We start from the raw sequence: 19,030 nt of genomic DNA, 5'->3' as shown, positions 1-19,030 counted from the left end.
CCTCCTGCTGGGGGCTGCGGGGGTGCGCGGTGTGCCCTCGACGATAGGAAGCCCGGCCGCGCCCGCCGAGTCGCACCGTGTCACGTCCCCGGCCGCAGGGCGTGGCACCGTGTCACGTTCCGCGCTGGGCGTCGTGCGCGAGGAGCGCGATGTGCACGGACGCGGCCTGTTCGAAGTCGTCGAGGGCCACACCGAGCAGCGTCTCGATGGTCTCCAGGCGGCGGTAGAGGGCGGGCCGGCTCATGTGGTGCAGATGAGCGGTACGGGACTTGTTGCGGCCGGTGGCGAGGTAGCTGCGCAGCACCGGCAGGAGCGCGTCGGCGTCGCCGGCGCGGAGCAGGCCGTCCAGTTCCCGCTCCGCGAAGGACTGCACGCGCGGGTCGTCGCGCAGCAGCCGCACCAGTCCGCGCAGCCGTACGTCGCGCAGCCGGACCACGGACGGCGGTCCTGGCGGCGCCCCGGCGACGGCCTCGGCGACGTGCAGCGCCTCGCGCAGCCCGTCGGGCACGTCCTCCCAGGCGGGGCGGGCGGGGCCGGCCGCGACGACGGCCGGGGTCCCCGTCTCGGCGCGCAGCCGGGCGGCGAAACGGGCGGTGAGCGCGTCGGCGTCCTGGTCCCCGGCGAGGCTGAGCAGCACGGTGGTGGCGCCCTCGGCGAGTTCGGCGACGAGCGCGGAGAGTCCCAACAGGCGCAGGACGCGGTCGACCTGGGCGCAACCCACGTCGCGGGCGACGAGCGGGACGAAGGTGCGGCGGTTGACGGGCAGGCCCGCGGCCCGGGCGCGGGGCAGCAGATGCCGTGCGGGGACGACACCGGAGACGAGGTCGGCGAGGAGGCAGCGCGCGGACTGCTCCTCCCAGCTCGCGGTGGTCGCGGACAGCATGTGGTGCAGGACGAGCGCCTCGGCGGCGCGGTCGGCGAGCAGCCGTCCGGAGGCGCTGTCGCCGCGGTAGCCGCACAGCACGACGGAGCCCCAGCGTTCGCCGCGTCCGTCGAGGCCCGCCCTGATCCAGCCCTCGCCGTCGATCTCCCCGGGCCTGCGGGCGATCCGGTCCCAGTCGCGCAGGACGTCGTCGACGGCGGGCCGCTCGCCGCCGGTGGCGAGGACGCGGTGCGCGAGGTTGGTGACGACGACCGGGCAGGCGCTGTGCGCGGCGATCTCGTCGAGCAGTGCCTGGAGCGGGGCGCCCGCGGTGATGAGACCGGTGAGCGCGGTGCGGATGCCCTCGGAGAGGCTGACGGCGGCGAACTTGCGCCGGACGAGCCGTGACTGCACCTCCTCGGTCAACTCGGCGAAGGGGAAGGGGCGGTGGAGCACGACCATGGGCAGCCCGCGCCGTTCGGCGGCGCGCCGCATGTCCTTCGGCGGCGCCGGGAAGGCGCGGCCGAGCCCCAGGACGAGGGCCGCCGCCTCGGCCCGGTACAGGGACTCGATGTACGCGGTCTGGCGGCGGACGTCACCGGCGAGCAGCACGCCGGTGGTGAGGACCATCTCGCCGCCGCTGAGCATCACGCCCACGTCCGCCGCCTCCGCGACGTGGACCCAGCGGACGGGGCGGTCGAGGTGGTCCGCCGCCGCGACCACCTCGGGTTCTCCGGCCGCGATCCTGTCCAGGGCGAGGATCTGGCGGACGGAGAGGGCGTGGTCGAGGGGGAGCGCGAGGGTCATGGCCGTCCTCTCCTGCACGGATACGCGCCGTGGGGCGCCTGCGTCACCGGCCGGCTGCGCACGTCTCCAGGGCGTGCTGCGAAGGTCCTGCCTGCCCGCGCTTCGGGCGGACGACGGGACGTTCGCCACACCCCCTACGCGTGCTCCCGCAGCGCCCGGTCCAGGACGGCGGCGCCCTCCTCCGCCTCCGCCACCGTCAGGGACAGCGGTGGCGCGATCCGCAGGACGCTCGTGTCGTGGCCGCCGCCCTTGCCGATGAGGAGGCCGTCGGCGCGGCACGCCTCCAGGACCGCCGCGGCGGCGTCGGGTGCCGCCTCGTCCGTGCCGGGTTTCGTCAGCTCCACGCCGATCATGAGGCCCCGGCCGCGCACCTCGCGGACGCCGGGGGCCTGCGCGGCGATGGCCCGCAGCCGCTCGATGAGGAGGCCGCCGACCCGCCGCGCGTTGCCCTGGAGGTCGTGCTCAAGGAGGTAGGAGAGGTTGGCGAGGCCCGCGGCCATGGTGATCGGGGAGCCGCCGAACGTCGAGATGGACTGGGCGTCGAGGCTGTTCATGACGGCGGCGCGGGCGACGACACCGCCGATCGACATGCCGTTGCCGATGCCCTTGGCGAAGGTCAGCATGTCCGGCGGTCCGGCCTGCGCGTGTGCCTGCCAGCCCCAGAAGTGGTCGCCGGTACGGCCCCAGCCGGTCTGCACCTCGTCGCTGATCCACAGGATGCCGTGGTCGCGCAGCACCTCGCGGAAGCGGGCGAGCAGGCCGTCCGGCGGTGCGGTGAACCCGCCGACGCCCTGGACGGGTTCGGCGATGAGCGCCGCCACGTCACCGCGCGTCTGGCCGAGCATGTCCCGCAGGTCCGCGACGCACGCCTCGGTGAACTCGGCGTCCGACAGCGCGGCGTACGGGCCCCGGCTGCGGACGCCTCCGTGCACGTACAGCGTCTGGAGCGGGGACAGGCTCGTCGGGGACCAGCCGCGGTTGCCGGTGATGCCGACCGCGGAGAAGGAGCGGCCGTGGTAGCTGTTGCGCAGGGCCAGGACCTGGTTCGAGCGGCGGTGGGCGGTGGCGAGCAGCAGCGCCGCGTCGTTGGCCTCGGTGCCGGACGTGGTGAAGAAGACGCGGGCGTCCGGGATGCCGGACAACTGGGCGACGCGCTCGGCGAGTTCGACCATCGGGCGGTTCAGGTAGAGCGTCGAGGAGTGGATGATCCGGCCGGCCTGTTCGCTCACCGCCTTGGTCACCTCGGGCAGCGCGTGCGCCGTCATGGTGGTGAGGATGCCGCCGAAGAAGTCGAGGTACTTCTTTCCCTCGGCGTCCCAGACGTGCCGGCCCTCGCCGTGGGTCAGCTCGATCGGGTCCGCGTAGTACAGCGCCAGCCACTCCGGCAGCACCGCGCGGTGGCGGGTGTGCAGGTCGGATGTGATCAAGACTTTCGGGGCCATGGGCCGCTCCTTCACCTGATCCTCTACGCCCGTAGACCAAGGCCGTAGAGGGACGAAGGTAAGCCCACGCGGAAGGCTTGCCAAGACCATCGTCGGCAACCCGCTGGAACGATTGTGTTTCACACTCGTGCGGGTGACTCACCCGCCTCGTGCGTGGCCCGCGCCGGGCACGAGACGGGCGGCTCACCCGCGGCCGGCTCAGGCGGGCGGCGAGACGAGCCCCAACTCGTACGCGGTGATGACGAGTTGGACGCGGTCCCGGGCGTCCAGCTTGGTGAAGAGGCGCGCGACATGGGATTTGGCGGTGGCCACGCTGATGACCAGCTCGTCGGCGATCTCCTGGTTCGAGCGGCCGAGCCCGACCAGCGTCAGCACCTCCCGCTCGCGCTGGGTGATGCCGTCGGCGGAGCGCGCCGGGCGGGCCCTGACGGGTTCCGGCCGGGCGACGAAGTCGGCGATGAGGCGACGCGTGACGCCGGGCGCGATGAGGGCGTCGCCCGCGGCGACCACGCGGATCGCGGCGAGGATGTCGTCGAGGCGCATGTCCTTGACGGCGAAGCCGCCCGCCCCGGCCCGCAGCGCCCCGTACACGTACGCGTCCTCGTCGAAGGTGGTGAGCACCAGGACGCGGCTGCCGGTGTCCGCGGCCACGATCTGCCGGGTCGCCTCGATGCCGTCCGTGCCGGGCATCCGGATGTCCATGACGACCACGTCGGGCCGCAGCCGCACGGCCAGCTCGACGGCCTCGGCGCCGTCGCCCGCCTCGCCGACGATCTCCAGGTCGTCGGTGTCGGCGATGAGGACCCTGAGCCCCGAGCGGACCAGCGGCTGGTCGTCGGCGAGCAGCACCCGTACGGTCATCGGGCCGCCTCCGGCAGCGGTATCCGCGCGGCCACCCTGAACCCGCCGCCGGGCCGCGGCCCGGCGCTGAACTCGCCGCGCAGCAGGCTGACCCGCTCCCCCATACCCGTGATCCCCATGCCGGGCACGGTAGCCGACGCGCCGGCGCCCGCGTCCACGATCTCCAGGAAGAGCGCGTCGTCCGCGTAGGAGACGAGGACGCGGCAGGCGTCGGTGGCGGCGTGCCGGACGACGTTGGTCAGGGATTCCTGCACGATGCGGTACGCCGACAGGTCGATGTCGGCGGGGAGCGGGCGCGCCGCGCCCTCGTGGACGACCTCGACGCGCACGCCCGCGTCCCTGGCGGTGGTCTCGGTGAGCCGGCCGAGGTCGGCGAGGCCGGTGGTGGGGGCGAGCGGGGCGGACTCGCCCGGTTCGGCGCCGCGCAGGGCGACCAGGGTGCGGCGCAGTCCGCGCAGGGTGTCGCGGCTGGTCTCCTCGATGGCGGTGAGAGCGGCGCGGGCCTCCTTCGGCTGCGTCTCGATGACGCGGCTCGCGACGCCCGACTGGATCGCGATGACGCCGATGCTGTGGGAGACCATGTCGTGCAACTCCCGCGCGATCCGCAGCCGTTCGGCGGTCACGGCCTCGGCGACGGCCTGCTCGCGCAGCGCCGCGGCGTGCAGGCGCCGCTCCCGTCCGAGCAGGCCGACCATGCAGGCGACGAGCAGCGCGAGCAGGGCGACGACGGCGAACCCGATCAGGTTGTCCGCCTGCACGAACACGAGAACGGCCGCGGCCTGCGCGACGACAGTCAGGGCGATCCCGGCGATCCACTGCCCGCGCGGGCGGCGGGCGACGAGGTAGCCGAGCACCACGTCGGCGGAGACGAACGCGGCCACGGTCGTCTGCCGCGACGTGTCGAAGGGCCCCTGCGCGGGCTGTACGGCGACCGCGAACAGGGTGGCGAGCAGCACCACGGCGAGCGCGAACAGCGGCACCCGGCGGACGACGCCCACCAGCAGCACGGCCGCCAGGGCGACCCCGAGGGCCCGTACCGAGGGCAGTACGGCGGAGGAGCCGAACAGCGGCAGCGCGCCCACCACGGGATAGAGGGCGAGCCCGGCCCAGGCGGCGGCGGAGCGGGCTGTGGAGGATGTGTTCACACAGGTGAGCGTAGGAGGACGGGGGGGCACGGCATCGGCCCGGGGGATGCATCCCGGCGGCCGATGCGCCGGCGGGGCACCGCGCGGGACGGTGTGCCACGTGATCGAAGTCAGCGAACTCACCAAGAGGTACGGCCGCAGGACGGCCGTCGACCAGCTCTCCTTCACCGTGCGGCCCGGTGTCGTCACCGGGTTCCTCGGTCCGAACGGCGCGGGCAAGTCCACGACGCTGCGGGTGCTCCTCGGCCTGGACGCGCCGGACGCGGGCGGCACCACGGTGGACGGTGTGCCGTTCGCCTCGCACCCGCGCGGCCTGCGCCATGCCGGTGCCCTCCTCGACGCGCAGCAGGTGCACGGCGGTCGCACCGCCCACGCCCACCTGGCGGCCCTGGCCCGCTCCAACGGTCTGCCCGGTCGGCGGGTCGCGGACGTGCTGGCCGAGGTCGGTCTCGCGGAGGCGGCACGGCGCCGGGTCGGCGGTTTCTCGCTCGGCATGAAACAGCGGCTCGGGGTGGCGGCGGCGCTGCTCGGCGACCCGCCGGTGCTGCTGTTCGACGAGCCGTTCAACGGCATGGACCCCGAGGGCGTGCTGTGGCTGCGCGGCCTCTTCCGGCGCCTGGCCGCCGAGGGCCGCACGGTCTTCCTGTCCAGCCATCTGATGGCCGAGATGCAGTCGACCGCCGACGAGCTGGTCGTGATCGGCCGGGGTCGGCTCGTCGCGGCCGAACCGTTGCGGGTCTTCGCGGCGCGCGCCGCGCGGCTCAGCGTCGTCGTGGGCTCTCCGCGCGCCGCCGAACTCGCCGCGCGTCTGGCCGCGGTCGGCGCCGAGGCCGTGCCCGAGGGCGCGGAGCGTCTGGTGGTGACGGGTCTTTCCGCCGAACGGATCGGCGCCGTCGCCCTGGAGCACGGGCTCGCCCTGCACGAACTGACCACCCGTACCGCCTCGTTGGAGGAAGCCTTCATGGAACTGACCGCGGACCGCGTCGAGTACCCGGCGGGGGCGGCCCGATGAACACCGTCGCCCCGGCCCGCTTCACGGATCTGCTCGCCGCCGAGTGGATCAAAGTCCGCTCGCTGCGCTCCACCCCCTGGATCCTCGGACTCGTCACCCTGACCGTCCTCGTCACCGCGGCGTTCGCGGCATGGAGCGACTACCAGGACATCCCCCGGCTCGACGCGCAGGCCCGGCGCGAGCACGTCTTCTCCCTGGGCGACGCATTCCCCGCCGAGGGCTATGTGACGCTGATGCTGGCGGCGGGCAGCGTCGGCGCGCTCGTCGTCGTCAGCGAGTACAGCAGCGGCCTGATCCGGACGACGACCGCGGCCGTACCGGCGCGCCGGGCGGTCATGCTGGCCAAGGCGGCCGTGACCGCCCTGCTGTGGGGCGGCACAGGACTCGTCTGCGCCCTGGGCTCCTTCGCGGTGTCGCAGACGATCCTGAGCGGCCGGGACGCGGCCGTGTCCCTCACGGACCCCGCGTCGCTGCGCGCGGTGGCGGCGTCGGCGCTGCTGGCGCCGGTGTGCGCGCTGGTCGGGCTCGGACTCGGCGCGCTGGTGCGGCACACCGCCACGGCTGTCGTCGGGACGGTCTTCCTGCTGCTGATGCTGCCCGTCTTCTTCGGCTCGCGGGAGCCGTGGGTGGAGCAGGTGCACCGGATGATGGTGCAGAGCGCCTGGCAGCGCCTCGTGACGCTGTACGGCTGGGGGCCCGAGACGTACGGCGGCGCGACGGTCGCCGGGGCCTGGGCGGTGTTCGCCGCCTGGCCGCTCGTCGCCGTCGCGCTCGCCCTCCTCGTCGTACGCCGCCGGGATGTGTGAGGGCTCCTCGGGCCCTCGCGTCACCTGGCGGGGCTGACCACCATCGCCGAGCCGCCGCCGCGCCGCACCGTCTCGGCGGCGGCGAGCCACTTGCCGCCGGGCAGCCGCTGCACGCCGGTGGCGGCGCCGATCTCCGGATTCACCTTGAAGGAGTGCCCGATGGCTTCGAGCTTCCCGCGGAGCGGGCTGTCGTAAAGGCCCGGCTCCAGCTCGGTCTGCGCGGCGTTGCGCTGGCTGGCGCGGGGCGCCGCGATGGCGTCGACGAGCGGCAGGCCCCGGTCGAGGAACCCGGTGAGGGTCTGGAGGACGGTGGTGATGATGGTGGCACCGCCCGGCGAACCGACGGCGACGACCGGCTTGTTCGCCTTGTCAAGCACGATCGTCGGCGAGATGGAGGAGCGCGGACGCTTGCCGGGGCCCGGCAGGTTCGGGTCGTGCACGGCCGGGTTCGCCGGGGTGAAGGAGAAGTCGGTCAGCTCGTTGTTGAGCAGGAAGCCGCGGCCCGGCACGGTGATGCCGCTGCCGCCGGTCGACTCGATGGTGAGGGTGTAGGCGACGACGTTGCCCCACTTGTCGGCGGCGGTCAGGTGCGTGGTGTTCTCGCCCTCGAACGTCGTCGGTGCCGCCTTGTCGCCGGGCGTGCCGCAGCTCCCCGGGTGCCGGGGGTCGCCGGGCGCGAGCGGGCTGGTGAGCACGGCGCCGTCCTGGATGAGGCAGCCCCGCGCGTCGGCGAACCGCTGCGACAGCAGCTCCTTCGTCGGTACGTCCTCGAAGGCCGGGTCGCCGACCCAGCGGCCCCGGTCGGCGAAGGCGATACGGCTCGCCTCGATGAACCGGTGCAGGTAGCGCACGTCGGACGCCTTCGCGAGGTCCGTCCTCTCCAGGATGTTGAGGGCCTCGCCGACGGTCGTGCCGCCGGAGGAGGAGGGCGCCATGGAGTAGACGCCGAGGCCGCGGTAGGACGTCTTCGTCGGCGCCTGGAACTTGGCGGCGTAGGCCCTCAGGTCCTTCGCCGACAGCTTCCCGGGCCGGGCGACGTAGTCCGAGCCCGGGTCGACCGGCGGCTTGTCGACCGTCTTCACGACGTCGGCGCCGATGTCCCCGCGGTACAGCGCCCCGACGCCCTTGTCTGCCAGCTCGCGGTAGGTGCGGGCCAGGTCGGGGTTCTTGAACGTGGAGCCGACGACGGGGAGCCGCCCGCCCGGCAGGAACAGCTTCGCCGTGTCGGGGAAATTGCGGAACCGGGCCTCGTTGGCGGCGGTCTGCGAGCGGAAGGTGGCGTCGACGGTGAATCCGGAGCGCGCCAGCTTCTCCGCGGGCCGCAGCACCGAGGCGAGCCGCTTGCTGCCCCACGCGTCGAGCGCGGACTGCCAGGTGGCCGGGGTGCCGGGGGTGCCGACGCTCAGGCCGCTGGTGACCGCGTCGTTGAAGGCGAGCGGCTTGCCGTTCTCCAGGAACAGGTCGGAGCCGGCCGTCAGCGGCGCCGTCTCACGGCCGTCGATGGTGTGCACCGTGCGGGACTTGGCGTCGTAGTAGACGAAGTAGCCGCCTCCGCCGACGCCCGAGGAGTACGGCTCGGTCACGCCGAGGGCCGCCGCGGTGGCGACGGCGGCGTCCACCGCGTTGCCCCCCTCGCGCAGCACCTTGATGCCCGCCGCCGAGGCGTCCGCGTCGACGCTCGCCACGGCGCCGCCGTACCCGACGGCGACCGGGACCTTCGGCGCGCCGCCCGCGAAGCCGTCGGACGCGGACGCGGGGGGCGCCGCCGCCCCGACCGCCATCATGGTCACCGCGACCGCGCACAACGACAGATTCCGCCCAGCAGAATGGCTCATCAGTACCTCCGGTCAACAGCCGTCCGCGCAGCGTAACTTGACTTAGGGAAGCCGTCAGGACCCCCTCGAACACGGGTACGTGCGTTGGCTAGAGTGCGCCCCCATGACTGACGACGTGCGCAACATCGTCCTCGGCGTGATCGCAGCGGGTATCAGCGCCGCGCTGGGCTGGCTCGCCAGGACCTACCTGTGGAAGCGCAGGCTCCGCCGCAAGCAGGGCTTCTTCGGGCTGCCGGACAACTCCGAGTCGCTGCTCGTGGTCAACCGCGACGCGGGCGGCCCCGAGCTGACGGTGAAGCGCCACGACGTCTTCGCGCTCCTCGAACTGTCGGCGCTCATCAAGGACTGCGGCGCGCACGCCCAGGTCGTCGCCCACGACACGGCTCAGCAGGGCTTCGGCGAGCGCACGGAGTTCTGTGTCGGGGGCCCCGCCTCGAATCGGCGCATGGCCGCCCACATGATGAGCCTGCTGCCCGGCATCCGCGTCAACACCGACCCCGAACCGGGCCCGGACCGCGGCGCCTTCCGGATCGGCTCCGAGATCTACCGCCTGGAGCCGGGGATCACCGAGTACGTGATCCTCGCGCGGCTGACCGCGGGCCAGGCCAAGGAGGCCAGACCGGTGTTCCTCTTCTGCGGGCAGCTCCCCATCACCAACCAGGCCGCCACCCGCTATCTCGCCCGCCACCACGAGCGCCTGGCCCGCAAGCACGGCAACACCTCGTTCGTGCTGCTTCTGAAGGTCGTCAACTCGGGCGCGTACGGGCCCGACGTCGTGGAGCTGGTGGCCGATGTGACGCGGGCCGCGCAGACCCCTCTTCCGGTCCCGGTGGCGACGCGCCCCTCGCACCGCGCGAGGTGAGCCGGGCGAGCGGGGCGGAACCAAGGGGAGCGGTGCCCCTGCCGCGTACGAATGCGACAGGGGCCCGCTCGGCCCCGGCAAGCAGGCGCGTCCGTCCCGCGCGCAGCTGACCTTCTCCGCACCGGTCGTGCGGAGTGATCTCCGGCTGCTGGGCGTGGACTGCCCATGCCCCGCCTACTGCACCCCTGGCAGCAGCGTCCCTGGTTCGGCCGCGGCGACGTCCGCGGCGTCCGTCTTGGGATTGCGCCGCTGGCGCTTTGACACCCACTGGGCGAACCACGACAGCACCATGCACATCCCGATGTAGATCGGCGAGATCACCATCACCACGGGGATGAAGGGCAAATCGTAGTCGAGGTTCGACGCGATGAGCTTCCCGGCGTGGAGGAACTCCTCATAGGTGATCAAATAGCCGAGCGAGGTGTCCTTCAATGCCACCACGAGCTGGCTGATGATGGCGGGCAGCATGGCCCGCACGGCCTGCGGCACGAGGACGTGCGTCATGGCCTGCGTCTTGCGCATCCCGAGCGCGTACGCCGCCTCGTGCTGCCCGCGCTCCACGGAGTTGATGCCCGAGCGGAACACCTCGGCGAGCACGGAGCCGTTGTAGAGGGTCAGGCCCGCGACGAGCGCCGAGAGCGGCTCCATCTTGAGGGCCACGTAGATGAAGAAGATCATCACGAGGACCGGCATGGCGCGGAAGAACTCGACGAAGAGCGTGGCGAGCAGGCGGACCGGTTTGTGGTCGGAGAGGCGGCCAACGGCCAGGAGCGTGCCGAGCACGAGCGAAAGCACGGCCGCCAGGGCGAAGGCCTTGAGCGTGTTGCCGAGGCCGCGCAGCAGCAGTTCCTGGATGCCCTTGTACTCGAACGGCATCCACTTCGTGCGCGTGAACTGGTCGGTGTCGAAGAGGAGGTAGAGGACCCAGCCGACGAGCGCGAGCACGAGCAGGGTCGAGATCAACCCGTACAGCCGGTGGCGGCGTTCGGTCTTCGGACCGGGGATGTCGTAGAGCGCGGTGGCGCTGTGGTCGAGGGCTTTCATCGGGCGACTCCCCAGCGCTTCTCCAGGAGGTTGAAGACCGCGCTGATGGCGAGCGTGATCACGAGGTAGCCGACGGCGATCCAGACGAACGTCCAGATGATGTTGTAGCCGAGTTCGCTGAGCGTCTTGTACGTGCCGAGCAGCTCGACGACGCTGAACGCGCCCGCGATCGCGGAGTTCTTGGCGAGCGCGATGAGGGTGGAGCCGACCGGCGGGATGACGGACCTGAACGCCTGCGGCAGGATCACCGTGGTCAGGGTCTGACCGAACGTCATGCCGAGGCTGCGGGCCGCCTCGCCCTGGCCCCGCGGCACGGTGTTGATGCCGGAGCGCAGCGCCTCGCAGATGAATGCCGAGGTGTAGCAGCCGAGCGCGAGCACCGCGAAGACGGTGAAGGGCAGGACGAGTCCGAAGCGCGGCAGGCCGAGCAGCACCGCGAAGAACAGCAGGGTGAGCGGGGTGTTGCGCAGGACGGTGACCCAAGCGGTGCCGAGGGCGCGGAAGGAGCCGACGGGGGCGACGCGGAAGGACGCCATGAGGAAGCCGAGCACGAGGGCGAGGATCGAGGCGTAGACGGTGAGTTCGACGGTACCGAGGAAGCCCTTCCAGTACGTCGAGATGTTGTCGGTCAGGACGTTCACGTGACGCTCCTCAGCTCGCCGGGTAGCGGTCGATGGCGGGCGGCTTCGGCGCGGACTCGCCGGACAGACCGAGCGTGGCCTCGTAGGCCCGCTTCCAGTCCCCGTTCTTCTGCCGGGCTTCGAGGGCGTCGTTCATGGCGGCCCGCAGGGCGTTGTCGCGCCTCGGGACGCCGATGCCGTAGGGCTCCTCGGAGAACGGCTTGCCTGCCAGTCGCAGTTCGTCGGGGGCCTTGGCGGCGAAGCCGAGCAGAATGGCGTCGTCGGTGGTGACGGCGTCGACCTGATAGGTCAGCAGGTTGTCGACGCAGATCGAGTATGTGTCGTAGGCGACGAGGTCGGCCTTCGGGTGGTCGGCCTGGATGCGCTGGTACGGCGTGGAGCCCGCGGCCGAGCAGACGCGCTTGCCGTCGAGGTCGTCCACTCCCTGGATGTCGTCCTCGTCGGTGCGCACGAGCAGGGACTGTCCGGCCATGTAGTAGGGCCCGGCGAAGCCGACGAGCTTCTTGCGGTTGTCGTTGATGGTGTAGGTGCCGACGTAGTAGTCGATCTGACCGTTCTGGAGGGCGGTCTCGCGGTTGGCGGAGGCGATCGTCTTGAAGGTGGTCTTCTTGGGGTCCAGGCCGAGCGAGGCCGAGATCATCTTGGCGATCTCGATGTCGAAGCCCGAGTAGACGCCGTTGGCCGGGTTCTTCTCGCCGAGGTAGGGCTGGTCCTCCTTGGCGCCGACGACGAAGTGCCCGCGCCGCCGGGCCTGTTTCCAGGTGGTGGAGCCGGGCAGCGAGAACGCCTTCGCCACCGCGTACGCGGGCAGTTCGTCGCCCGCCGGGCCCTTGGTGGGCGGGCTGCCTTCCTTGCCGCAGGCGGTGGCGGCGAGCGCCGTCACGGCCAGGGCGGCGAACAGTAGTGCCTTGCGCGTCATACGTGCTGCGCTCCCCCGTCAGTGCTTGAGGATCTTGGAGAGGAAGTCCCGGGCGCGCTCGCTCTCGGGGTGGGTGAAGAAGTCCTCGGGGGCGCGGTCCTCGACGACCTTGCCGTCGGCCATGAAGACGACGCGGTCCGCGGCGGTGCGGGCGAAGCCCATCTCGTGGGTGACGACGACCATCGTCATCCCCTCGCGCGCGAGTTGCTGCATGACCTCCAGGACCTCGTTGATCATCTCGGGGTCGAGGGCCGAGGTCGGCTCGTCGAAGAGGAGGGCCTTGGGGTCCATGGCGAGGGCGCGGGCGATAGCCACGCGCTGCTGCTGGCCGCCGGACATCTGCGCGGGGAACTTGTCCGCGTGGGCGGCGAGTCCGACCCGGTCGAGGAGTTCGCGGGAGCGCTTGTCGGCCTCGTCCTTCTTGCGCTTCCTGACCTTCACCTGGGCGAGGGAGACGTTCTGGAGGACCGTCTTGTGCGCGAAGAGGTTGAAGGACTGGAAGACCATGCCCACTTCGGCGCGGAGCCGGGCGAGCGCCTTGCCCTCCTCGGGCAGCGGCTTCCCGTCGAGGCGGATGGAGCCGGACTGGATGGTCTCGAGCCGGTTGATCGTCCGGCAGAGCGTCGACTTGCCCGACCCCGAGGGGCCGATGACCACCACCACCTCCCCCTTGCCGACGGTGAGGTCGATGTCCTTCAGGACATGCAGCTCCCCGTAGTACTTGTTCACGTCACGCAGCTCGATCAACGGATCGACGGCCATGGCAGTACCTGCCCACTCTCAGCGGTGTCGGTCCGCGCAAACTATCCACGCCGATATGGGACTTAAGAGACGACACGCACTTATGGGCATTAACCGTATTTGCGGCTCAACTGAGTTCGGCGACGCGGGGCGCGGCGCGGGTCAGGACTCGGCCGCCTCCGCGTAGAACCGGGACAGTTCGGGTACGCCGCTCGCCGCCCAGGCGTGCCCCGCCTCCACCACGTCGATCTCCCGGCCCGACGCGAGACGCACCACCGGCTGCCCGTCGGGCCAGATCACCCACGCCGCGCCCGGCACCCGGTGCACCAGCACGGTGCCGAGGTACAGACCGGCGTCGTTGCCGAGCCAGAGCAGCGTCTCCTCGTCCTCCCGCCAGCGGGGCACGAGCTGATCGAGCGCCTCCAAGGACCGTACCGAGTCGTCGAGTTCGACCCCGGACTGCTCGGCCTGGGCGCGCAACAGCTCGCACTCGCCGAGGAGCTCGGCGACACCGTCGGCGTCGGCACCGTCCGGTGAGAAGACGGCGACGGTCGCCGCACCGTGCCTCTTACGCCAATTGCCCACGAAAGGGATCTTCATATCACCCAGCCTCGCATCCGGTCCCGTCCTCGCACCACAGGCGCGCTGGCCTACGTCACGGGCGAGTTCACGCCGCCGTCGGCCGCACCTCGTTGACGTGTTCCCCCCTCCTTCCTACGGTCAGGGCGCACCTCTCACACCAGCCGCAGCACGGAGGGAGCCGGTCTTGCGCCGACGCACCTGGACCACCGCCGTCCTCCTGGCCGTCTGCGCGGGGCTCGCCCCCGCCACGACGGCACGGGCGGCCGGCCCGCACGGACCCGGCCCGCTCCCCCTGGAGCGGCTCTACGACAACCGGGCGGTCAGCGACGACCGCCGCCCCGGGGAAGCCGACTTCGACGGCGCGGGCGGCTCCCTGTCCGCGCAGGACCTGACGGCGGCGGGCTGGGGACCCGGGCGCGGCCTGGAGGTGGAGCGGGCCCGGCTGACCTGGCCGCGCACGGCGGGGACCGGGCCCGACAACGTCCGGGCCGACGGACAGCGGGTCCGGGTCACCGGCCGGGGCGACGCGCTGGCGTTCCTCGTCGCGGGCACGGGCGGCGACGCGCGCGGCACGGGCGTCGTGCGCTACGCGGACGGGTCGCGGTCCGCGTACACGCTCACCGCCCCCGACTGGCGCACCGGGCCGCTCGCCACGAAGTCGGTGGCCCTGCCGCACCGCAACACGCCGGACGGCCAACTCACCGAGAGGACGCGGCTGTACGTGGTGACGGTGCCGGTGCGGGCGGGGCACCGGATCACGTCCGTGGAGCTGCCGCGCGCCTCGGGCGGCGCCGCGCTGCACGTGTTCGCGCTGTCGGTGCGCGCGGCCACGCCGGGGTGGACGGGGACGTGGGCGGCGGCCCCGGCCGGATACACGGCGGTGGGGCCGTGGGCGGACCGCACGGTGCGGCTCGTCGTGCACACGAGCGCGGGCGGGCCGCGGGCGCGGATCCGTCTCGACAACACGTTCGCGTCGACGCCGGTGAGGATCGGGAGCGCGTCGGTGGCGGTGCAGGAGGCGGGGGCGGGCGCGCGGGGGAAGCCGGTGCCGCTGACGTTCCGGGGCGCGCCGGGCACCCGGCTCCCGGCGGGCACCCAGGCGTACAGCGACCCGGTCGGCTTCCGGGTGCCCGCCGACGCGAACCTGCTGGTCAGCTTCCATCTGCCGGAACCGGTGGCGGCGGCGCCCGTGCACAGCCAGGCCTTCCAGACCTCGTACGTCTCCGAGCCCGGGGACCACGCGGTGGAGGCGGCGGGTTCGGCGTACACCGCGACGCTGTCGTACTGGCCGCTGCTCACCGGCGTCGACGTCGGCGGCGGTCCTGGCTCCCTCGTGCTGCTCGGCGACTCCATCACCGACGGCGTGAAGTCGACGCCGAACGCGAACCGGCGGTGGCCGAACGTCCTGGCCGCGCGTTTGCTGGCCCAGTCGGACGTGCCGCGCTACGGCGTGCTCAACGAGGGCATCTCGGCGAACCGGATCGTCGCCGACCGCTACCCGGGGGACGGGATCTCCACGGACACGGGCGGGGTCAGCGCCCTGCACCGGCTGGACCGGGACGTGTTCGCCCAGACCTCGGCCCGCACCGTCGTGGTGTTCCAGGGCGTCAACGACGTGCGGTGGGGCGCCACCGCGGAGCAGGTCGTGGCCGGGTGGCGGGACATCGCCCGGCGGGCCCACGCGCGGGGGCTGAAAGTGGTCGGGGCGACGATCGCCCCGTGCGAGGGCGAGGCCTTGTGCACGGCCGCGGCCGACGCGCAGCGGGTCGCCGTCAACTCCTTCGTGCGCGAGCCCGGTTCGGGGTTCGACGCGGTGCTCGACTTCGACGCGGTGCTGCGGGACCCGGCCCGTCCGGCGCGGATGCGGGCCGAGTTCGACAGCGGGGACCATCTGCACCCGGGGGACGCCGGTCTGCGAGCCCTGGCCGACTCCGTCGACCTGAGCGTTCTCGCGCCGTAGTCCCGCGCCGGGCGGGGGCGGTCGCGCTACACGTCCAGGTCGACCACGACGGGCGCGTGGTCGGAGGCCCCCTTGCCCTTGCGCTCCTCACGGTCGACATAGGCGTCCTTGGCCGCCCCGGCGAACGCGGCGTTCCCGTAGACCAGGTCGATGCGCATCCCGCGGTTCTTCGGGAAGCCGAGCTGGCGGTAGTCCCAGTACGTGAAGGGGCGGTCGTACTTGAGGGGGCGGGGGACGACGTCCGAGAGGCCCGTCCCGCGCAGGGCGGCGAGCGCCGCCCGCTCCCGCGGGGTCACGTGCGTGGCGCCCTCGAAGAGGGAGATGTCCCAGACGTCGTCGTCCGTCGGTGCCACGTTGTAGTCGCCCATGACGGCGAACGGGCGCGAGCCGGCCGCGTCCCCCGCGACGGCCGCCTTCAACGCCTCGAACCACTGGAGCTTGTACGCGTAGTGCGGGTGGTCCACCTCGCGGCCGTTGGGCACGTACACCGACCAGACGCGGACCGGGCCGCAGGTCGCGGAGACGGCGCGGGGCTCCTCGACGCCGTCGTAGCCGGGATCGCCCGGCAGGCCCCTGACGACGTCCTCCAGGCCGACGCGGGAGAGCACCGCCACCCCGTTCCACCTGCCGTCCGCGTGCACCGCCGACTCGTATCCCAGCTCCCGCAGCTCGTCCGTGGGGAACTGCTCCGCCGAGCACTTGGTCTCCTGGACGCACAGCACGTCCGTGCCGCTGGACTCCAGCCAGGCGAGGAGGCGCGGGAGGCGCGCGGTGATCGAGTTCACGTTCCACGTAGCAATGCGCATGTCTCCCAACCTACCCGGCGGCGCTGACAACGGGCCCCGGCGACGACCCGAGATAGACAGGCAACCTTGCAAGTTTTCCTGTCAGACAGGTAACCTGCCCATCATGAGCATCAGCAGCCCCCTCGACGAGCGCCCCGCCCTCGTCCTCATCGACCTCCAGAACGGCATCCTCGGCCTGCCCACCGTGCACCCCGCCGGTGAGGTCCTGAAGAACGGCGCCCGCCTCGCCGACGCCTTTCGCGCCAAGGGCCTGCCGGTCGTCCGCGTCCGCGTGACCTGGTCGCCGGACGGCGGCGACCTGCCGGTGAGCCGGTCACAGGCGCCGGGCCCGACCCAGGCCCCGCCGGCCGAGTTCCCGGCCGAGCTCGGCCCGCTCGGCGACGACATCGTCATCACCAAGCGGCACTGGGGCGCGTTCACCGGGACCGAGCTCGACCTCCAGTTCCGGCGGCGCGGTGTCACACAGATCGTGCTCGGCGGCATCTCGACGTCGATCGGCGTGGAGTCGACCGCGCGCTCGGCGTTCGAGCTGAGCTACCACCAGGTGATCGTCTCGGACGCGACGACCGACACGGACGCCGCGTCCCACGAGCACTCCTTCGGCAAGATCTTCCCGCGCATCGCCGAGATCGGCACGACGGACGAGGTGCTCGGGCTCCTCGGCCGTTAGAACGCCACGGCTCAGAGCCGGGCCGACGCGCCCGGGGCCAGGCGGAGGTGTTCCGCGCCGCCGAGCTCGCCGATCTGGCGGTCGTAGACGGGGCGCGCCAGGTCGGTCAGGAGCGCGTCGTGGATGTCGTAGACGCGGCGCGGCTTCACCTCGCGCACGTAGTCGATGACCTCGGAGATCTTGTTCCACGGCGCCATGACGGGCAGCATCAGCGTCTCGACCGGGTGGTCGGGGACGGTGAGGGCGTCACCGGGGTGGAAGACGGCGCCGCCGTCCACGAGGTAGCCGACGTTCGTGATGCGCGGGATGTCCGGGTGGATGACGGCGTGCAGTTCGCCGTGGACCTGGACGTCGAACCCGGCCGCGGTGAACGTGTCCCCGTGGCCGACCGTGTGGACGCGGCCCGGGAACGCCGCGGCGAGCCGCTCCGCCACCGACCCGAGGGTCCAGATCCGCGCGCCGGGATCGGCCTCCATCGCGGCGCGCAGCCGTACCTCGTCGAAGTGGTCGGGGTGCTCGTGCGTCACCAGGATCGCGTCGGCGCCGAGCGCGGCGTCCTCCTCGGAGAAGCCGCCCGGGTCGATGACGAGGGTCTGTCCGTCCTTCTCCAGGCGGACGCAGGAGTGGGACTTCTTCGTGAACTTCATACGTCCCATCCTGCGCCGCCGACCCGGCATCCGGGCAACCCGAGACGGGTGCTCCGTGTCCCCGGCTGACGCTCACCGCCCCCGGCTGACGCTCACTCCGGCGGGGTCGTCTCCTCGCGGATGACCTGCTGGGCGACCTTGAAGGCGGAGTTGGCCGCGGGGACCCCGCAGTAGACGGCGGTCTGGAGCAGGATCTCCTTGATCTCGTCGGCCGTCAGCCCGTTGCGCAGCGCCGCTCGCGTGTGGGCGGCCAGCTCGTCGAGGTGCCCGCCCGCCACCAGGGCCGCCAGCGTCACGCAGGAGCGCGCACGGCGGTCGAGGCCGGGCCGGTTCCAGATCTCGCCCCAGGCGTAGCGGGTGATGAACTCCTGGAAGTCGCCGGAGAAGTCGTCCGCGGCGGCCAGGGCCCGGTCCACGTGCGCGTCGCCCAGGACCTCGCGGCGCACCTTGAGGCCCGCGTCGTGCGCGTCGGGCCGCACGGCCGCCACGGGCTGCGCGGCGGCGGCGATCTCCGCGACGGGGGCGACCGGCGGGGGCGGCGGCGCGAGCACCGGCTTGACCGGCGCGGCCACGATGGCGTGCTGCCCGGTCTCGTACCCGGGCAGCCAGGCCGAGGAGAAGTGGCGTACGAGGAGGTCGGTGACGGCCGCGGGCTGCTCGACCGGGGCAAGGTGGGAGGCGCCGGGGACCACCGCGAGCCGCGCGTCGGGGATGCCGGCGACGAGGGTACGGGCCTGCGCCGGGCCGGTGACCTGGTCCTCCGAGCCCACCAGGACGAGGGTCGGGACACCGATGGCGGCCAGTTCCGCGCGGATGTCGAAGGCGGCCAGCGCCTCGCAGGCCGCGATGTAGCAGCCGGGGTCCGTGGTGCGGACCATCTGGACGGCCCAGTCGGTGATCGCGGGCTGGGCGGCGGCGAACCCGGAGGTGAACCAGCGCTCGGGCGAGGTCCGCGCGATCGGGTCCAGGCCGTTGCTGCGGACGATGACGCCGCGCTGGCGGAACTCGTCGGCCGTGCCGAACCGCGGCGAGGCCGCGATCAGCGCCAGGGAGGCGACGCGCTGCGGATGGCGCAGGGCGAGCTCGGCACCGATCGCGCCGCCGAGCGAACAGCCCGCGTACCCGAAGCGCTGCACGCCCGCCTCGTCGAGCGTGGCGAGGAGCCGGTTCGCGAGCTCGGCGACCGTGCCGACCGGATGGGCCGGGGCGCCGCCGTGGCCGGGAAGGTCGAAGCGGAACACCCGCCACTGCCGGGCCAGCTCGGGTATCTGGCGGTCCCACATGTGCCAGGTGGTACCCAGTGAGGGGCCCAAGACCAGGACAGGAGCGTCTTCTGGCCCGTCGAAGCGGTATTGCAGGGTGTTCATCGGCGTCTCACTCACCCGCCT

18 protein-coding genes are annotated in these 19,030 nt (G+C 72.6%); 5 read left to right on the top strand and 13 right to left on the bottom strand.

The window, feature by feature from the left end; genetic code table 11:
• Positions 1–112: 112 nt before the first annotated feature.
• The 4 genes from ACIRF8_RS16735 to ACIRF8_RS16720 form a co-directional block, all read right to left on the bottom strand.
• A complete protein-coding gene (locus tag ACIRF8_RS16735; RefSeq protein WP_404215407.1) occupies positions 113–1,669 on the bottom strand; it encodes a PucR family transcriptional regulator in 1,557 nt (518 codons plus the stop codon).
• Between the two features lie 134 nt (positions 1,670–1,803).
• A complete protein-coding gene (locus ACIRF8_RS16730) occupies positions 1,804–3,111 on the bottom strand; it encodes an aspartate aminotransferase family protein (RefSeq protein ID WP_404215405.1) in 1,308 nt (435 codons plus the stop codon).
• Positions 3,112–3,309: 198 nt separating this feature from the next.
• Positions 3,310–3,972 carry a response regulator gene (locus ACIRF8_RS16725; RefSeq protein WP_404215403.1) on the bottom strand — a complete coding sequence of 221 codons (663 nt, stop codon included), beginning with the start codon at positions 3,970–3,972 and terminating at the stop codon, positions 3,310–3,312.
• Entirely contained in the window at positions 3,969–5,117 is a 1,149-nt protein-coding gene (locus ACIRF8_RS16720) for a sensor histidine kinase (RefSeq protein WP_404215401.1), read from the bottom strand. Before ACIRF8_RS16720 ends, ACIRF8_RS16725 begins: the two co-directional genes overlap by 4 nt.
• Before the next feature lie 100 nt (positions 5,118–5,217).
• Here ACIRF8_RS16720 and ACIRF8_RS16715 point away from each other — a divergent pair, with 100 nt between their 5' ends.
• Together ACIRF8_RS16715 and ACIRF8_RS16710 are read left to right on the top strand one after the other, a co-directional pair.
• A complete protein-coding gene (locus tag ACIRF8_RS16715) occupies positions 5,218–6,129 on the top strand; it encodes an ATP-binding cassette domain-containing protein (protein WP_404215399.1) in 912 nt (303 codons plus the stop codon).
• Positions 6,126–6,935 carry an ABC transporter permease gene (locus ACIRF8_RS16710; protein ID WP_404215397.1) on the top strand — a complete coding sequence of 270 codons (810 nt, stop codon included), beginning with the start codon at positions 6,126–6,128 and terminating at the stop codon, positions 6,933–6,935. Before ACIRF8_RS16715 ends, ACIRF8_RS16710 begins: the two co-directional genes overlap by 4 nt.
• A gap of 20 nt (positions 6,936–6,955) precedes the next feature.
• Here the strand turns inward: ACIRF8_RS16710 and ggt are convergent, their stop codons facing one another.
• Complete coding sequence (gene ggt, locus ACIRF8_RS16705; protein ID WP_404215395.1) at positions 6,956–8,770, bottom strand: gamma-glutamyltransferase; 1,815 nt, start codon at positions 8,768–8,770, stop codon at positions 6,956–6,958.
• Between the two features lie 103 nt (positions 8,771–8,873).
• Between ggt and ACIRF8_RS16700 the strand changes: the two genes are divergently transcribed.
• Positions 8,874–9,632 carry a hypothetical protein gene (locus ACIRF8_RS16700; protein ID WP_404215393.1) on the top strand — a complete coding sequence of 253 codons (759 nt, stop codon included), beginning with the start codon at positions 8,874–8,876 and terminating at the stop codon, positions 9,630–9,632.
• Positions 9,633–9,806: 174 nt separating this feature from the next.
• Here ACIRF8_RS16700 and ACIRF8_RS16695 read toward each other — a convergent pair whose 3' ends face one another.
• From ACIRF8_RS16695 to ACIRF8_RS16675, 5 genes are all read right to left on the bottom strand, one after another.
• A complete protein-coding gene (locus ACIRF8_RS16695; protein ID WP_404215391.1) occupies positions 9,807–10,676 on the bottom strand; it encodes an amino acid ABC transporter permease in 870 nt (289 codons plus the stop codon).
• A complete protein-coding gene (locus ACIRF8_RS16690) occupies positions 10,673–11,317 on the bottom strand; it encodes an amino acid ABC transporter permease (protein WP_404215389.1) in 645 nt (214 codons plus the stop codon). The genes ACIRF8_RS16695 and ACIRF8_RS16690 overlap by 4 nt, the downstream gene beginning before the upstream one ends.
• Before the next feature lie 10 nt (positions 11,318–11,327).
• A complete protein-coding gene (locus ACIRF8_RS16685) occupies positions 11,328–12,236 on the bottom strand; it encodes a glutamate ABC transporter substrate-binding protein (protein WP_404215387.1) in 909 nt (302 codons plus the stop codon).
• 18 nt (positions 12,237–12,254) lie between these two features.
• The gene (locus tag ACIRF8_RS16680) at positions 12,255–12,998 is read right to left on the bottom strand and encodes an amino acid ABC transporter ATP-binding protein (RefSeq protein ID WP_404215385.1); all 744 of its coding nucleotides are present in this window, start codon (positions 12,996–12,998) and stop codon (positions 12,255–12,257) included.
• Between the two features lie 141 nt (positions 12,999–13,139).
• Positions 13,140–13,577, bottom strand: coding sequence for a DUF6278 family protein (locus ACIRF8_RS16675; RefSeq protein WP_404215383.1), 438 nt, complete (start codon positions 13,575–13,577; stop codon positions 13,140–13,142).
• A 166-nt stretch (positions 13,578–13,743) separates the two neighbouring features.
• On the opposite strand from ACIRF8_RS16675, the gene ACIRF8_RS16670 reads away from it, so the two are divergent.
• Complete coding sequence (locus ACIRF8_RS16670; protein ID WP_404215381.1) at positions 13,744–15,519, top strand: SGNH/GDSL hydrolase family protein; 1,776 nt, start codon at positions 13,744–13,746, stop codon at positions 15,517–15,519.
• Between the two features lie 26 nt (positions 15,520–15,545).
• On the opposite strand, the gene ACIRF8_RS16665 is transcribed toward ACIRF8_RS16670, so the two are convergent.
• Entirely contained in the window at positions 15,546–16,325 is a 780-nt protein-coding gene (locus ACIRF8_RS16665) for an exodeoxyribonuclease III (protein WP_404215379.1), read from the bottom strand.
• A gap of 103 nt (positions 16,326–16,428) precedes the next feature.
• On the opposite strand from ACIRF8_RS16665, the gene ACIRF8_RS16660 reads away from it, so the two are divergent.
• On the top strand, positions 16,429–16,995 hold the full coding sequence (locus tag ACIRF8_RS16660) for an isochorismatase family protein (RefSeq protein WP_404215377.1): 567 nt from the start codon (positions 16,429–16,431) through the stop codon (positions 16,993–16,995).
• Between the two features lie 11 nt (positions 16,996–17,006).
• Here ACIRF8_RS16660 and ACIRF8_RS16655 read toward each other — a convergent pair whose 3' ends face one another.
• Positions 17,007–17,642 carry an MBL fold metallo-hydrolase gene (locus ACIRF8_RS16655; protein WP_404215375.1) on the bottom strand — a complete coding sequence of 212 codons (636 nt, stop codon included), beginning with the start codon at positions 17,640–17,642 and terminating at the stop codon, positions 17,007–17,009.
• 92 nt (positions 17,643–17,734) lie between these two features.
• Complete coding sequence (gene pcaC / locus ACIRF8_RS16650; protein WP_404215373.1) at positions 17,735–19,024, bottom strand: 4-carboxymuconolactone decarboxylase; 1,290 nt, start codon at positions 19,022–19,024, stop codon at positions 17,735–17,737.
• Between the last annotated feature and the right edge of the window lie 6 nt (positions 19,025–19,030).

The organism is Streptomyces sp. NPDC102406 (genome assembly GCF_044765725.1).
GTDB lineage: Bacteria > Actinomycetota > Actinomycetes > Streptomycetales > Streptomycetaceae > Streptomyces.
This window is presented reverse-complemented; position numbering and strand designations above follow the sequence as displayed.